This window comes from Levilactobacillus parabrevis ATCC 53295 (genome assembly GCF_001434055.1).
GTDB lineage: Bacteria > Bacillota > Bacilli > Lactobacillales > Lactobacillaceae > Levilactobacillus > Levilactobacillus parabrevis.
Map to the genome: position 1 here is coordinate 1 of NZ_AZCZ01000046.1, position 15603 is coordinate 15603.

The window sequence follows — 15603 nt, forward strand, 5'->3', positions numbered from 1 at the left end:
TAGCTTTCTAAGCGCAGGAGTCTGGCTTGCGGAACTCGTTTCGAGCAGAGAGTGAAGGAGGGCGGTAGGTCCTGAGCATTAACGTAGATAAGTGTCAGCTTGGCGGAGCCGAGCCGGTGCTTATCTGGGTTAAGCGCAGGGACCTGCCCGACTGATCTCGTTTCCGCGGCCGCAAGTTTCCCCAGTATCTCGGCGAGAGCAAATTTGAATCTCTAAACCAGAGCAACCACTAACAACTCATGCAGGGTGGAGTTTAAACCGTAGATCATGGTCTACAATACATCCCACCTGAAGTCAAACTAGTTAATCCAGTTAAGCACCAAACGCAACACCAAGCAACGCATCTAAAATACCCATCTCAATACGTGAAGCGATTCATCCAGTTAGTAAGCTCACCGTACAATCAAATCCACCAATCACTAGCAACGTTTTCCGCTAAGTGATGGGTGGATTTTTAAGCTTACTGTCAAAAATAATGAGACAAATTCTCCGATTTTTACGTTAGTAATAAGTGTAGGGGAAATCAGCCATGCTGATTTCTAATGCCATTGGCAGACCTCACCGCCAAAAACTACGCGTCGCGGTCGATGGGGGTGATCTTCGCCTGTAATTCCCGTTCATTGTAGAGCAGAAGCACGACGAACATCGCTACGTAGAGCAGTAAAGGCAGCCAAGCGTAGTTCAACGTGATCATGTGCTGAGTCGCCACGTTCTGCGCGTGGTTGGCCGCGTAGCCCGAGAGGTGGAAGAGGCCCGCCGTAATCAGACCGCCCAAACCGAGCCCCACATTGACGCCGAAGTCGTCGGTGGAGGCCAGAATTCCCTCAGCTTGAATGCCCATCGCCATGCCGTAACGAATCGTATCGGCGATCATGATGGAAACCAGCCCAATGATCAGACCGTTTCCCACCGAATTTACCAGGATACCGGCGAAAATCACCGGCAGAAGATTGCTGACGACCCCGCCACTTAGAATCAGTTGGCCAGCCGCCGCAATTGCAATCCCACTCAACATGGTCCGCTTCTTGCCCCACTGCTGAGCCGAGTTAACGATCAGCAACACGCCAATCAGGGCCGCAAACGTGAAGCCGTTGGCGTAGGGTACGAGATTCTCACTGTGCTGAATGTATTTGAAATAGTAAATCGTCGTCTGGTTCTTGATGGACGTGGTCAGCCAGTAGAGCAGAATGACGACCGAGATCACCAGCCAGGGCTTGTTTTGCCGCAACATTTTGCCCACGGCGCGCCACGACTGGTGAGACTGTTCGGGATTGGTGAAGCGCTCGTGCACGTGGAAAAAAGTATTCCAAATCAGTGCCAGTGAGATGGCGCCGAACAGGATGATGGTTAGCAGGAACCCTTGCCGCTCGTTGCCGTGACCAAATAATGCCACTAGGGGCAGCGTGAAGACGGCCACGATGATTTGCACGGAACTACCGCAGAATTGTCGAATTACGCCCAGAATTGTTTGCTCGCGGTCATTTTGCGTCAGAGTCGGTAGAATCGAGGTGATCGGCAGGTTAACCGCCGTGTAGAAGAAGCCCAGCCCGAGGTAGGTGACGTAGGCCCAGATGAGTTTGCCAGTCCCACTAAAGGGCGGCGTGACGAAGGTCAGTACGGCGAACAGGACGTAGGGTAAGGCATACCAGAGAAAGAAGGGCCGGCTCTTACCCCACTTCGAATGGGTCCGGTCGATCATTAAACCAATGATCAGACTTTCCACAACATCTGCCAGTCGTGCAACCACGAATAGAATCGCGGCGGCACTGGCGGATAAGCCGTAGACGTCGGTGTAGAAGAACAACAGGTAGGTGGTCATCATCTGGAAGACCAGGTTATCGGCCGCATCGCTGAGGCCATAGCTCAGACGTTCCGGCCATTTCGTTTGCCAAGGTTTCATCCGTGGCGACACCTCCGTATAAAATTAGATGTGATGATACTTGCGCCTTGCCGGGTGGTGGAAATCGACTGGGGCGCTGTGGGCGGACGCCCGGAGCCAAAGAGCGGTCTCCGAGCTTACTTTGAACCTCTGAGAAACGAGTTTCAAAGATACCAATGGTCTAAGCGGCAAAGTTCGCCGCAAAGACCATTCCNATACCAATGGTCTAAGCGGCAAAGTTCGCCGCAAAGACCATTCCCACGGCTGAGTCGATTTCCACCACCCTCACGGCTAATATGGATTTTGAATGGTTGTTTGAACCGTTGTCACCACAATGGACCATCTGTCAGTCGTGTGGCAGGTGGTCATCGTCCGTTAATGGACTGTGGTAAGGCTATTTATGCTTCTCCGCCACCAAACGCCGGTAGACTTCCGCACCGACGAGGTCGTTGGTGACCATCCACGCGATGTGGCCGAGGGCTTCTGAGACGTGTTCTTCCGTTGGTTGGTCCTTGGCAGCGGGGACGGTTCCCATCGCTGGCATCAGGCCGACGTGAAAGGCAATCCAGATGGTCAGACCGAACCAGGTGCCGGCGTCCTTCTTGATAAGGGGTAACTTTTCACCGACGATTTGGTAGAGCACGGCAAAGGTCGTGGAGAAACCAAAGTGAATCACGTAGCTAACCCATGGCAACTTGTGGCCGGCGTAGGTGTAGGTGGCGTGGGTCACCTTGGCCGGTACGCCGAATTGTTCCAGCAACGTCTGTGGGGGATTAGTCGCGTCGCGTTCCTCGGTGCGGGGTGGTAAGACGTTTTCCCAGCCAAGCTTGACGAGACCGGACACGATCCCAGCAGCGCCGCCAGCAATCACAGCGGCGGGTAAATCGAGTGGATGTTTCTTAAATAAGGACATTAGAATTCCTCCTTGGTAATTGTAATCACAAGTTTGAGTATAAGCGTTTTAGCCCAGAGTTTGTGAAAATTTGCTTACGAGTCGCTGAACTTTGGTGCAATTTTAGAGTGTGGTAAGGTAGTTGGGTAGGGTCGTAAACGGTGAGATTTCATGGCAGTTATTGCCTAAAGTGTGTCGCTAATGGGGGATTAAAACAAAAAAGTGCTAGCCTCAGCTAACACTCTTAGAATTGTGAGAATAGTCCCAGCCACAACTTAATTAAGAAGTAACATAGTGGAATTAAAATAATCAACGCGACACAACCGAACTGATCCCCATCAAACACCGGTTTGTTATCCATCATTTCCGCCCCTATATTAGGTTTTGATGCAACGCCAATAGCTACTTAATTTTATCATATCATTTATATGCAATTGATAAGTAGATTCCCATTAATTTGGATGCATCACAAGTAGGTATTTCAATAGAACCGGTAGCACTCACAGGAAATGATCACTAGGAATTCAAAAAGAAACGGCATAAGACGAAAGGAGTTCCGGGTATGCAACCAACATTTGAACAAGGCTATATCGACATTCAGGATGCCACCCAAAACAATCTACACCACGTGAGTCTGCGGGTGCCCAAGTACCAGACAACGGTGTTTGTTGGGCTATCGGGGTCCGGCAAGTCCTCGCTGGTATTCGACACGATTGCGGCGGCATCGCGGCGGGAACTGAACGAGACGTTTCCCAGTTTCACCCAACAATATTTACCGAAATATGGGCAGCCACACGTGGGGCACATCGACCATCTGCCGGTAGCCATCGTCATTGCTCAGCAGCGACTGGGCAAGAATGCGCGGTCCACGCTGGCAACCTATACCGGGATCTACTCGCTATTGCGGTTGCTATTTTCGCGAATTGGTAAGCCATTCATCGGGTATTCCGACACCTTCTCGTTCAATCTGCCGCAGGGGATGTGTCCGGCCTGTCAGGGCCTCGGCTACGTCGACGATATCGATGAAAGCAAGCTGATCGACCCGGAGAAGTCGCTCAATCAAGGTGCGATTACCTTCGTCAGCTTCGGACCAGATACCTGGCGTTGGCGGCGGTACGCGACGAGTGGGCTGTTTGACGATGACAAACCCATTAAGGATTATACGGCTGAAGAATATGAGCTACTGATGCACGCGCCGCAACAGACGTTGAAGCATCCGGGCGAAGGCTTTCCCCGGACGGCGCTGTACGAAGGGGTCGTGCCGCGGATTCGGCGGTCGGTCATCGGCAAAAAGGAAGCCGAACACCACCGCGAAGCCATTGCGGCCATCGTTACCCGCAAACCGTGTCCCGTCTGCCATGGCACGCGGTTGAAGCCGGAAGTTCTGACGAATCACATCAACGGTCGAAACATTGCCGAGGTGTCCGCGATGGACTTACGCCACGTGCTGGCCTTTTTGCAGGCGATTACTGAGCCGCTGGCGACCGACGTGGTGCGGGAACTGACCACCAAGATTCAATCGTTGGTCGATATTGGTCTGGGATATTTGACGCTTGACCGGGGCACCAGCACCCTGTCTGGTGGGGAAGCGCAACGGATCAAAATTGCCAAGTACCTGACCAGTGCACTGGTCGACATGGTCTACATTCTGGATGAACCCAGCGTCGGCCTGCATCCGCACGACATTCAGTTGATCAAGCAAGCACTGACGAAATTAAAGGAGAAGGGCAACACCGTGCTGGTCGTCGAGCACAATCCGGCGATGATATCATTTGCCGACTACGTGGTCGAAATGGGTCCACAGGCCGGTCAAGGCGGTGGAACGGTCACGTTTACCGGAACTTATCAGGAACTGCTGGACTCGGATACGCTGACGGGAAACTGGTTGCGGCGGCCGCACGAATGGGGCCCCGAACGACCGGTAAAGCAACATCTGGCTCTGCGCCACATCACTGAGAATAACTTGCAGGACGTGAGCGTGGACGTGCCACTGGGCGTGATGACGGTCATCTCCGGCGTTGCGGGTTCCGGGAAATCATCGCTGGTCACGGCACTCAAACAGCACTTAAAGGAAGACTACATTGATTTAGCCCAGACGCCGGTCGGCATCAATATTCGTTCGACACCGGCAACCTATCTAGGGATTTTAGACGAGATTCGGAAGCTCTTTAGCCAGGCCAACGGTCGTGTCGGCACCAGTATGTTCAGTTATAACGGTAAGGGCGCCTGCCCGCGGTGTAAGGGGAAGGGTGTCACCATCACCAACATGGCGTTCATGGACCCGGTCGTGCAGACCTGTGAGCTCTGCCACGGCAAGCGCTACAGTGAGGAAGCCCTGCAGTATCACTACCAAGGCAAGACGATTGCCGAAGTGCTCCAGATGTCGGTGACGGCGGCTGCGGACTTTTTCCAAGACACACCGAAGTTGGCGCGTCAGCTGGGGAACTTGAACCGCGTGGGTCTAGGTTATTTGACGTTGGCCCAACCCCTGACGACGTTATCGGGTGGTGAACTCCAGCGGCTGAAATTAGCCGTTGAATTGGGCAAGCAAGGGACCGTCTACCTGCTGGATGAACCCACGGCTGGCTTGCACCTGAAGGATACGGCACGACTGATGAAGTTGTTCAACGACTTGGTCGCGGCAGGTAACTCCCTGATAATCATTGAACACAACCTGGCAGTGATCAGTCAGGCGGATTGGTTGATCGACGTCGGTCCGGACGCCGGGCGTTACGGTGGGCACATCCAGTACAGCGGCACACCGCGGGAGGCTACTACGCACGCAGATTCCCGGACTGGGGTGGCGTTGAAGGCTTGGCTGGGTGAGAATTAGGTGACAGGGACGGAAGAGGCTAGGAGCGATAAAAAATGAGTGTGAATCGTACAGATGACAAAACCGTTTCGTCATGTGTGACAACTGATATTTATGAGTGTGCTAAGAACAACTTAGCAAAGTAAGGACTGACTGTTTCTGAATATATTCGGTTATCATTGATCAAAGCTGCGAATAACAATGTGCACATCATGAGTTTCTTAGACTTGCCGGAAGCCATTGAATCCAAAGAAGAAGCTGAGACTGGCCAAGTGAAGATCGCTGAAACGCTGACCGATTTTTATGAGTGGGTCGATAGAATAGATGATTGAATAGATGTTGTCGCATACTGGCAGTTGTGTCCAATTTTTAAGGTAACTATCATTCAAAAAATTTAGGTAAGTGGGAAGGCAGACCTGTTGTCCGTAAGTTGGACAGCAGATCTGCCTTTTGTCATAGAAGAACGATGCATGTGACTGCGCATGTTTGGAGAGTATTTAGTGATTAATGGCACTTAAGATTATGAGAGTTTGGACGATGTCATACGGCAAACAAAAGATTCACTGAAAAACTTATGGAATCATTATTGACAGCGCTTTCATGAATGGCGTACGATTAACCTTATTAAGGTTAGAAATCAGGTGATCGGGATGAACATCGTTATTGGTCTGATGCCCGCGTTATTTTGGGGAATTCTCCCCATTTGGATGCAGGGTAGAACCGGTGGCAACTGGACGGAACAACTGTTGGGAACCAGCGTGGGGGGCGTGATTAGCGCCATTATTTTGCAGCTTATTTTTCACTACGACTACAGCCTCACGGATTTCCTGTTGTACTTTGTCTCCGGGGTTTGCTGGAGTGTCGGCCAGGGTGGTCAGTACTGGGGCTACGGTGCGCTGGGGGTCAATAACGCGGTGCCATTTTCCACGGCACTTCAGATCATCGGGAACTCCCTGATTGGGGGTTGGGTCTTCGGCGAATGGGTCGGCTGGCACGACAGCGTGCTGGGCGTGATCGCCCTCCTGATTATTCTGGCCGGGGTCATGATCAGTAACGGTGTGATTCACGTGTCGCGCAAGGACCTTGGCGCCTATGCCATGCTGGTGATCACCTGTGTCGGCTACTGGGGATATTCCGGGTTCCCACACTATGCGGTAGCTAAGGGGCTTAATGGGTTCCTCCCGCAAACGTTAGGGATGATGGCCGGGGCCTTGACGATCTACGTTGTGGGTCGTAAACGAATTCCGGGGCAAGATCCCTGGGGCCTGCGCAACATCACCTCTGGGTTCATCTTCGCCGTGGCGGCGGGGACTTACCTGATGTCGTTGAGCCTGAATGGACTGGTCAACGGCTTCGTCCTGACTCAACTGAACGTAGTGGTTGCGACACTGCTCGGTGTGGTCGTTCTGAAAGAAGCCAACGTGAAGCAGTTGGTGCCTAAGACGATTGGACTAGCGGTTTTGATTGGTGGCGCCGTGATGATGGTCCACATTTAGATGAAAGTCATTGGAAATCTAGCGAAGGGGTGGGCTGGTGCTCATCCTTTTTTTGATGACGGTTTTTACCGTCTGAGACGCTCTTTTTGATAGAAGTATCGTCTCAGGTGGTAAAATGTGCTCTGCTTTCAAAACGTACGTTCCCCATTTCGGCAAAATATGCTATGATTATGAAACGACTTTTAATGTAGAAGGGATATGTTTTTTCATGGCAACCACGCTCCTCACACCGGCACAGAATCGGTTTCTCCAATTGACCCAGCCCGCGCTGGCCTTACCAGAATTGACGCGTGTTCTTCCATTATTACGTGAGCACCCCACGGTTAAGGATACCAGTGATTTTTTGACGCGGTCGGCGCGCGAAATCATCATGGAACAGCGGGTGGATTGGCTGGTGACGGGCAGTCTGGCGTGGAAACTCTTGGCGCGATTACCCTACGCCATCAATCCCAGTGAGAAGCGGACTGACTGGCACCACTGCGCGCTGTGCCACAAGCCGGTCCGCTACGAATACCACGTGGTGTTGCGAGCGACTGATCATGAAATTTTGGTCGGTTCGGAGTGCGTGAAGAAATTTATGAGTGATGAAATGCAGTATCTGATGGCGATCACCACCGAGGATAACTTCCACGCGGTAGCCCAGTACGATGCGCTCACGGATCATTATCCGGTGGTGCCGGAGATTCTGTGGACCAAGGATGCCTTGCCTAACCTGCCGCAACAGCACCGCAGACGGCAACGGTGGGTCCATAACGGGACGAAATCCACGGTCACGGGTTACTTACGTCATCACTCGCAGACGCTGCCAGACGCGCAATTAGCACCGTATCTGACCGAGTACGATCAGCTGCAAGCGGCGAATCGGGATGCCGCGGCGGCTGTGGCCGTACAGGCACAAGCCAAGCGACAGCGGGAACAAGATCTCGCGGCTAAGGAAGAACAGGCGGCCTGGGAGGCGGCCAACGCCGCACAGTCCACGGCGGAGCGCCAACTGCGAGATTCCGCCGACTATCGCCAGTATTTGGCGGCGGTTGCGGGACTCCTGACGCAACATCTGACTTTGGCCGTCTTCAAGCAGGAGTTGGCAGCGATTAAGATGCCGGAAGCACTGCGCAAACTGGTCAATTCCTACCAGTTAGGCGTGATGGCCACGGAATTTGCTCGAACTGGACAGATCAAGGCGGCCCGGTTACAGATTGTCCCCCGATATCTGGTGGCGGACCTGAACCGGATCACCCGCCGACTGGCAGCGCAACGCCAACGAGATTGGGACGACGATGTCTTCAACGCGGCAGTGGGCTTCGATCTGACCGCAGCGGAGCGGCAGGAACGATTGACGCACCTGCAGCAGACGTGGGAAGGCCGACAGCTGCCAGCCACGGTCTATCCGCAACTATTGACCCTCAAAGAACAATTGACGACTGGCCAGTCTTTGCCTGCAGGGTGGCCGACGGCGCTGGTCAAGGCGTTCCAACAGCGCCTCGCCCGGCAACCAGCTACCGGGTGGGTGCCCGCACGGAAGAATCACGTCACTCCGCGGCAATTACGCCAACTCGTACACGGGGGTGATGACCTGAAAACGATTACAACCGCTTATCATCGACTATATGCCTTACCGGCGGCGACTGAGGCGGTGACGCTGTCAGCGCTCCATCAGTATTATCTACGGATGAAGGATCAGCGGGAAGGCCGGTCTAATACGACCCAACGGCTAGTTGACCAACTTTTAAAATCACAGGATTAAGTGGCAAAGGCCCCAGCGATGGGGCTTTTTTTGCGTGAATTTTTCTAAATTATTAGACAGGTAAATGACGATGGGGCGACATGCCTTATCACCTGACTAACTTTTAGCCACATTGATTAAAATGCTGACAAATTAGCGATAAAATAAGTTTCCCTAACTAACTAGTTAGCGGTTACATGCCCTGATATAACGGTTTTTATAGCGAAATTGCGATTTTTTTAAAAAAGTTTCACTTTTTATCAAAAAAACTATTTACAGGCAGACCTTCCCACACTATAATGAACTTGTTACATATTTAGTAAAGCGTAACTACCAACTAGGAGGCGGTTACGAAATGATTCCCCATTAACTAAGTGAAGCCAGTCTTTGCGGTGACTAGTGGTTAAGGGGCATCGGAACTTATTAAATATCTGTTGTTGAGACTTTGAGGGATTTAAACACAAAATGAGGGGTGCTTAATTATGAAGAAGACAGTAAGCAGTATTTTATTAGCAAGTGCATTATTATTGGGGGCCATTGCACCAGTTACGGCCAATGCGGACACTACGGGTGATGGATTTAGCGGTACAACTAATGGTACTGTAACTTTCCAAAAGCCAGACTCTACAACTACACCAGTTGATCCTAACAATCCAGATAAGCCAGGTAATGGTGGCGATGACCATGGTGGTACTAATCCTGGTGGTGATTTAACCTTCCTATACGTTTCTCCAAAGATGGACTTTGGTACAGCTAAGACTACTGCCACAGTGGATTCCAATAATAAGGCTGCAACTGTAGCCAAGGATGGAACGGTAAGCGCACAAACTCTTAACCCAAAGACTATTGAATCAACTGTTTTAACTGATCAAACGACTGCTCCTAAACTTGTAACTGAAGTTTCTGATACTCGTGGTACAAATGCTGGTTGGCAAGTTACTGTAAAGAGTAGTGTCTTAAAATCAGAAGCTGGAGACACGTTGAATGGTGCAACCATTACCTTGGGTGGTGATAGTGCTAACACTATCATTAAGAACACGGCTGGTTCTGTAGCGAAGGGTGCTAATGCAGTATTGAGCACTGGTGCTCAAACTTCAACGCCTATCTACACCGCTGATAATGGTGTGGGTGCTGGTACTACGGCAATGCAGCTGGATGCCTCAGACATTACGTTAGGTAGTCTTCCTGCAAATATCAAGGCTTCTGAAACTGGGACTGCCTACACTGGTCAATTAGATTGGACCTTAAGCGCTACGCCACAAGCTTAATTATCAAAATGCGATTAAAGGTGTCCATTCTGTGCGAATGAACACCTTTTTGCTTATGAATGTAGTATCATAAGGATATTGCAGGAGTTGCATTAACTAGGGTAAGGCAGAGGTGTAAGGATGCTAGGTTTTAAGCGAATTCGACTAGTTTTAGTCATGATAATCGGGTTGATTTTTGGCGGATTCATATTATCTGAAAGTGATGCCCAGGCTGCTACAAATAACGTTGGATATAGTGTAGCAGCTAAGTTGCCAAGTAATCAGATCAATAAACAGAATTCCTTCTTTGATTTGAGAATGAATTCTGACAAGACGCAAACATTACAAGTTAGAGTTTATAATGTTACAAATGAGGATATTAAGATCCAAACGGCGATTCATACAGCCTGGACTAATTCGGGTGGCTCTATTGAATATGTTACACCAGCCAAATCTTTTGATCCCTCATTGCGGTATAAGATGAGTGACATCAGCAAGATTCAAGGTAAGAAGACGTTTACGATTCCGGCCAGAGGAAGTCGAATCGTTACAGCTACGGTTAAGATTCCAAAGACCAACTTTAAGGGTGTAATTCTTGGTGGTTGGTATTTCAAACGGTTGGACAGTAAGGTTACGGGAACCGTAAAGGGTTCTGGTAATATGACGAGTCAATATTCATATGTCATTGGTATGAAGTACAGCTTAGGGTCAGCGCCAAATCCAGAAATGAGTTTGGGTAAGGTTGGTGCCGGGCTGAGTAATTATCATCGTGCGATTATTGCTAACGTTCGCAATACGAGCGCTGTGATTATTCCTAAGTTGAAGATGCATACGAAGATTATCAATCGTGACGGTGGCAAAACGATGGTAGATGCCAAACAAGAAAATATTCAAATGGCACCTAACACAACGTTTAGTTATCCAATGTTGAGAGAGAAAAATAAACTAGAAGCGGGACATTATCATCTGCACATGCTCATTAGGAATACAGATCATGAGTGGGAGTTCGATCGTAACTTTACGATTACTCAGGCACAAGCAGACAAATATAATAAGGACTCAGTTGATGATTCCGGGATTAGTATTTGGTTGTTAGTCGCATTGGGTGCTTTAGGAATGCTCATCTTGGTACTCCTGATTCTGTTGATTATTTACCTGATTCGGCGTAAACGTCGTAAGGACGATGAAGAGGAAGAGTAGCAATAGGCAGTCTCGAAGGGAGGCGGCGGTCATGAAGAAAAGCATTAGACGACTAGTGATGCTGGGTGCAGTGGTACTAGGCCTGGGATTTGGCGTCACAGCATTCGCTGATACCTCAGATACTGGGACAAGTTCAGCAAATGCGACGACGAGTACCAACATGGGAATTACTTTCACTGGTACTTATCATCCAAGCACTGGTGGCGGTGGCGCTAATATCAACAGCGACTCTAGTAGTTCAGGTAATTCTGGTGAATCTAGTGGTGTCTTAACTGATGGTGGCGACGGGGATGCAGTTAACGAAGATATCCCCAGTGGTCACAATCCCACAACCAGTGTCACCAGCGGCCATAGTGCAGCCAATAAACCGGCTGGGGCCGTTGCAAGTGTCGTTCATTCCGGTACAGCTGATCTCGTTGCGGGACGGTTGCCACAAACTGGTGAATCACAGGTGTTCTTAGCCAGCGTCTTTGGCTTGTTCCTGTTGATTGCAATCACCTTGTTGGCCGTCGTTCGGTGGCAAGCACGGTTGCTCCGTGAGAATAAATAAAATTGATTTTTGACCATAACGGTGTTGCCTTCGGGTGACGCCGTTTTTTTGTAGGATGAACTAGAAAAACGGGGCCGCCCGCAGGTAGTCCCGTTTGTGCAACTATATTTGTCAGTTTTTTCGGATAACACTTAAGCCTTAGACAGCAGAGCCATAATGGCTTCTAATAACATGCCCACCGCCATACCGTACATTGCTAACGTATCCTGATGAAAGACGACTAGTAACAACACGATCAGGTAGAAGACAACGGCAAGTATGCGCCGGTATTTGTGACGCATTATAGGGCGACAATCTTTCCGACGGCGATGGGTAACGTCACGTGAGTGGAGTAGTGGCCGACCGCACCAGCTACCGTATCTGGCAGGTCAACGTCGTCCGTCACGCCGTGGATGTAGATGACCCGCTTGTCCAGGGCCAGCTCGCTGTCGTCAAAGGTTGCCTTGAATTGAGCATCGAGGGCAGCTAGCGGCACGACCTTAGTGTAGGCGAAATAGCCGTTGGTGTCCGAAACGGGGTAGTTATCGTTGGGGATGTTCATCTCGTGTGGCGCCGCATCGAAGGGCACCATGGTCGTGCCGGAGACAGCACCGGTCTCGGGAAGGTCAACAAAACCATCGTGGTTCACGTCCTGAGCACTCGTAGCAATCGCTGCGTCCTTGCCGTCTGGAAAGCCGTGGAAGTGTTCCCAGTGCTGAAGATTAGCGGGCGTATCGAACATTTCAATATTGATGGTCAACTGGTCACCGTTGATGGTGAAGAGGGCCGACCCGTGAGCCGCCGTGCCAATGGCCTGTTCGTTAAGTGGAACGATGTTTGCTTGATAGATTTTCATAATGCAATGACCTCCTCGAAGTGATGGGTCTAGTGTATAATAAAAGACAAGATAAAAAATTGATAATTATCAAGAAAGGAGAAAAAAGATGACTCACGATCCGTTTAAATGTGTTCAGAACGCGCCCATCTTCAAGGGGCTGGCCGATGCCGATATTACCGAACTCGCTAAGATTTCCGTTCACCAACAGGAATTCAAGCGGGGAAGTGTCCTCTACGATCCGACTCAGCCGTTGGAGCGCATGCTGATTATTGATGAGGGCCGCGTTAAGGTCTACCAGCTCAACGAGAACGGTAAGGAAAAGGTCCTTTACATGCTACGCGACGGGGCGATTGACAGCGAGGCCGCGCTCTTTACCCAACGACCGCATTTTAATTACGCCGAGGCCGTTGAGGACACCAAGATTTGTTCGATTGGTCGGGCGGACTTCCAGTCCCTGTTGCACCGGGTGCCGACCGTGGCTTTCAACCTGCTGAATATTTTGGGTGATCGGTTGACGGCGTTGGAGTCTGTCAGTGCGCTCACCGGTAACTTGAAAGCCAAGAACCGTGTGTTGGCGTACCTTCAACAGGTTGGGCAGGCGCAACACGCCACCCAGTTCACGTTACCGGAAAAGAAAAAGGAACTTGCTAGTTTCTTGGGCATCACGCCGGAAACGTTAAGCCGACAACTCAAGCAATTGGCGGCGGACGGTCTGTTACGCATCGACGGCCGTCAAATCACTCTAGTTCAAGAATAGCACAGCGTATCGTCAGAAATTCTCGCCGAGTTCTGACGATTTTTTTGACGATAAATTGCGGGTTAACCGCGTTCCGGCGGCGTTCAGCGTGAAGCCTCGCCTACATTAGCCGCCGTTCACCGGTACCAATGCTTGCCAAGTCCAAGTTTTAATGTTACAGTGTACTAGTAAAATATAACACTAGGGAGGTGGCCGAACGTGAAGTTTGACGATAAGGTCCCCATTTACTATCAAATTAAGAATCACCTGTACCACGAAATGATGACCGGCCAGCTGGCGCCAGGGGAAAAATTGCCAGCGGTTCGTCAGTTGGCAGTGGACTTGACGGTCAACGTCAACACCGTTCAGCGCGCACTCGGGGAAATGATCACGGAGGGGATTATCACGTCCCAGCGGGGGAAAGGCAACTTCGTCACGACGGAGACGCCACGCATTACACAGCTAAAGGAGCACTTAATCATGGATCAATTGGAACGGGCCTATGAGCAGTTACACGCCTTGAATTTATCGGATGAAGAAATCATTGCGAGTCTGAAACAATATATTGCGCAAAGGGGGCAACAGGATGACTAATGTTTTAGCAATTAATCAAGTCGGTTATAAACACAACTTTAAGACGATTCTACACGACGTCGACCTGACCCTTGAGACCGGGAAGATCATTGGCCTGCTGGGTGAAAACGGGGCCGGGAAGACAACGTTGATGCGCTTGATCACGGGGAGTGCCAAGGGTTCTGGAACCATCGCCGTTTGTGGCGACACATCCACCGCCCACCACAAGAGCCACGTCAGCTTCACCGAACAACTCAGAGGCTTTGCGGCCAGTACGCGGGTGGATCGCGTGGCGGATTTCTACCGCACGGTCTACCCGGACTTCGACGGCGCCCGTTTTGAAGAGCTAGTGACCTTTCTACAGATCGATACCAGTCTGAAGCTGGCGGCCCTGTCCAAGGGGATGAAGGAAAAGGTGATCATCGCCTTGACCCTCGCGCGGCAGGTCAACCTGTACCTGTTGGACGAACCGTTCAGCGGCATCGACAGTATGAGTCGCAAGCGGATCATCAGTAGTATTCTGAAATGGAAACCGGCCGATGCCACGATGGTCATCAGTGACCACTACGTTTCCGAGATCGCACCGATTTTGGATGAGGTCGTCATTGTGAAGGACCAGACCGTTTACGCACACAAGGAAAGTGATGCAATTCGAGAGGAATTTGGCCTGAGCATCGAGGACTACTACGAAAGCTTATATGCAGAAGGGGGTGCGGACCGTGACTAAGTTTACAGCATTGCTGAAGGTGATGAGCCGCGACCGTTTCCGCCTGATTAACTGGCTACTCGTGGCAGACATTGCCGTGGTGGCCGCCACCCTACTCTGGAGCTTTGTGCGACAGGGAATCCAGCCAGGGGAAACCTTTGGCGTGGCTCTGGCCTGGTCCATGGTGGCCTTCGTCATCGCCTTTGTCCTGTTGTCCGTCCGGATTGAACGGGTCTACACACGCGATACATACCGACTCTTGCCGCTGGGCGACACCAAGCTCTATCTGACGAATCTGTTCTCGTCGTTCGTGATGTTTATCTACTTTGGGATTATCCAACTGATTATCTATCTGATTACGGAGGCCGTGGATAACACTTATCTGACGGGTATGTTGCGGATTATGAGTGGCCCCAGTTACACCACCGCAGAAGCCGCAAAGGTCTGTGTGGGAATGGCGATCATGGGCTTGTCGCTGGTGATCTTGGGGTGGACGACGATTTCGTTGGTTCACCTGGTCATCAGTGCGACTAATAACTTCCTGCCAAACGCTAGTCGGCGGTTGATCAACGTGGTTCTCTACATCATTGTGATCTACCTGGTTGTACGGGTCATTGGCTTCCTATTCTACGAATTCAATAACTTTGGCCAACTGATCGACGGTGGCGGGACCACCCACTTCCTGATTAACATTCTGGGCGTCCTGGTTGTGGCCGCGATTGAAGCCGCCCTGAACATCTTTATTTTGAAGAAATGGGTCGAAACGGTTCCCAACTAAACGTGTATTATTAACAGAATAGAAGACAACAGTCAGGTTCCTCGTCATGGTGAGGGGCCTGACTTTTTTGGTAGACTGATGAGTGACCATCACAGTTTTGAGGATACATTTATGAGCGGCTAAAACGAAAATCTTGGAATTTAGCAAAATTGTGAGACAGAATTTGGGATTTTTAGAGAGCGTAAAATATCTTG

The 15603-nt window shown here is 50.6% G+C and carries 14 protein-coding genes; 10 read left to right on the top strand and 4 right to left on the bottom strand.

Translation table 11 applies throughout. The annotated features are described in order from the left end of the window. Positions 1 to 571 precede the first annotated feature (571 nt). Entirely contained in the window at positions 572 to 1900 is a 1329-nt protein-coding gene (locus FD07_RS10550; protein ID WP_020090300.1) for an MFS transporter, read from the bottom strand. Positions 1901 to 2273: 373 nt separating this feature from the next. Next, positions 2274 to 2792, bottom strand: coding sequence for a DUF1440 domain-containing protein (locus FD07_RS10555; protein ID WP_020090301.1), 519 nt, complete (start codon positions 2790 to 2792; stop codon positions 2274 to 2276). Positions 2793 to 3333: 541 nt separating this feature from the next. On the opposite strand from FD07_RS10555, the gene FD07_RS10560 reads away from it, so the two are divergent. From FD07_RS10560 to FD07_RS10590, 6 genes are all read left to right on the top strand, one after another. After that, complete coding sequence (locus tag FD07_RS10560) at positions 3334 to 5604, top strand: ATP-binding cassette domain-containing protein (RefSeq protein WP_020090303.1); 2271 nt, start codon at positions 3334 to 3336, stop codon at positions 5602 to 5604. A 629-nt stretch (positions 5605 to 6233) separates the two neighbouring features. Then, entirely contained in the window at positions 6234 to 7079 is an 846-nt protein-coding gene (locus tag FD07_RS10570; protein ID WP_020090305.1) for a GRP family sugar transporter, read from the top strand. 208 nt (positions 7080 to 7287) lie between these two features. Then, complete coding sequence (locus tag FD07_RS10575; RefSeq protein WP_020090306.1) at positions 7288 to 8823, top strand: hypothetical protein; 1536 nt, start codon at positions 7288 to 7290, stop codon at positions 8821 to 8823. 461 nt (positions 8824 to 9284) lie between these two features. Further along, the gene (locus tag FD07_RS10580; RefSeq protein ID WP_020090307.1) at positions 9285 to 10070 is read left to right on the top strand and encodes a WxL domain-containing protein; all 786 of its coding nucleotides are present in this window, start codon (positions 9285 to 9287) and stop codon (positions 10068 to 10070) included. A 120-nt stretch (positions 10071 to 10190) separates the two neighbouring features. Beyond that, complete coding sequence (locus FD07_RS10585; RefSeq protein WP_020090308.1) at positions 10191 to 11249, top strand: DUF916 and DUF3324 domain-containing protein; 1059 nt, start codon at positions 10191 to 10193, stop codon at positions 11247 to 11249. A 31-nt stretch (positions 11250 to 11280) separates the two neighbouring features. Beyond that, positions 11281 to 11799 carry an LPXTG cell wall anchor domain-containing protein gene (locus tag FD07_RS10590; protein ID WP_020090309.1) on the top strand — a complete coding sequence of 173 codons (519 nt, stop codon included), beginning with the start codon at positions 11281 to 11283 and terminating at the stop codon, positions 11797 to 11799. Positions 11800 to 11930: 131 nt separating this feature from the next. Here FD07_RS10590 and FD07_RS12395 read toward each other — a convergent pair whose 3' ends face one another. After that, entirely contained in the window at positions 11931 to 12080 is a 150-nt protein-coding gene (locus FD07_RS12395; RefSeq protein WP_020090310.1) for a hypothetical protein, read from the bottom strand. Then, positions 12080 to 12634 carry a hypothetical protein gene (locus FD07_RS10595; protein ID WP_020090311.1) on the bottom strand — a complete coding sequence of 185 codons (555 nt, stop codon included), beginning with the start codon at positions 12632 to 12634 and terminating at the stop codon, positions 12080 to 12082. Before FD07_RS10595 ends, FD07_RS12395 begins: the two co-directional genes overlap by 1 nt. Positions 12635 to 12722: 88 nt before the next feature. Between FD07_RS10595 and FD07_RS10600 the strand changes: the two genes are divergently transcribed. The 4 genes from FD07_RS10600 (at position 12723) to FD07_RS10615 (ending at position 15409) form a co-directional block, all read left to right on the top strand. Continuing rightward, on the top strand, positions 12723 to 13373 hold the full coding sequence (locus tag FD07_RS10600; RefSeq protein WP_020090312.1) for a Crp/Fnr family transcriptional regulator: 651 nt from the start codon (positions 12723 to 12725) through the stop codon (positions 13371 to 13373). A 198-nt stretch (positions 13374 to 13571) separates the two neighbouring features. After that, positions 13572 to 13946, top strand: a complete 375-nt coding sequence (locus FD07_RS10605) for a GntR family transcriptional regulator (protein ID WP_020090313.1) — start codon at positions 13572 to 13574, stop codon at positions 13944 to 13946. Then, entirely contained in the window at positions 13939 to 14652 is a 714-nt protein-coding gene (locus tag FD07_RS10610) for an ATP-binding cassette domain-containing protein (protein WP_020090314.1), read from the top strand. Before FD07_RS10605 ends, FD07_RS10610 begins: the two co-directional genes overlap by 8 nt. Further along, the gene (locus FD07_RS10615; protein ID WP_020090315.1) at positions 14645 to 15409 is read left to right on the top strand and encodes a hypothetical protein; all 765 of its coding nucleotides are present in this window, start codon (positions 14645 to 14647) and stop codon (positions 15407 to 15409) included. Before FD07_RS10610 ends, FD07_RS10615 begins: the two co-directional genes overlap by 8 nt. Positions 15410 to 15603: the final 194 nt, after the last annotated feature.

Bases quoted from the DNA above. Each gene is read 5' to 3' on its own strand.
- FD07_RS10550 (WP_020090300.1), bottom strand. From the start codon at position 1,900: ATGAAACCTTGGCAAACGAAATGGCCGGAACGTCTGAGCTATGGCCTC.
- FD07_RS12395 (WP_020090310.1), bottom strand. From the start codon at position 12,080: ATGCGTCACAAATACCGGCGCATACTTGCCGTTGTCTTCTACCTGATC.
- FD07_RS10590 (WP_020090309.1), top strand. From the start codon at position 11,281: ATGAAGAAAAGCATTAGACGACTAGTGATGCTGGGTGCAGTGGTACTA.
- FD07_RS10580 (WP_020090307.1), top strand. From the start codon at position 9,285: ATGAAGAAGACAGTAAGCAGTATTTTATTAGCAAGTGCATTATTATTG.
- FD07_RS10560 (WP_020090303.1), top strand. From the start codon at position 3,334: ATGCAACCAACATTTGAACAAGGCTATATCGACATTCAGGATGCCACC.
- FD07_RS10600 (WP_020090312.1), top strand. From the start codon at position 12,723: ATGACTCACGATCCGTTTAAATGTGTTCAGAACGCGCCCATCTTCAAG.
- FD07_RS10555 (WP_020090301.1), bottom strand. From the start codon at position 2,792: ATGTCCTTATTTAAGAAACATCCACTCGATTTACCCGCCGCTGTGATT.
- FD07_RS10595 (WP_020090311.1), bottom strand. From the start codon at position 12,634: ATGAAAATCTATCAAGCAAACATCGTTCCACTTAACGAACAGGCCATT.
- FD07_RS10575 (WP_020090306.1), top strand. From the start codon at position 7,288: ATGGCAACCACGCTCCTCACACCGGCACAGAATCGGTTTCTCCAATTG.
- FD07_RS10610 (WP_020090314.1), top strand. From the start codon at position 13,939: ATGACTAATGTTTTAGCAATTAATCAAGTCGGTTATAAACACAACTTT.
- FD07_RS10585 (WP_020090308.1), top strand. From the start codon at position 10,191: ATGCTAGGTTTTAAGCGAATTCGACTAGTTTTAGTCATGATAATCGGG.
- FD07_RS10570 (WP_020090305.1), top strand. From the start codon at position 6,234: ATGAACATCGTTATTGGTCTGATGCCCGCGTTATTTTGGGGAATTCTC.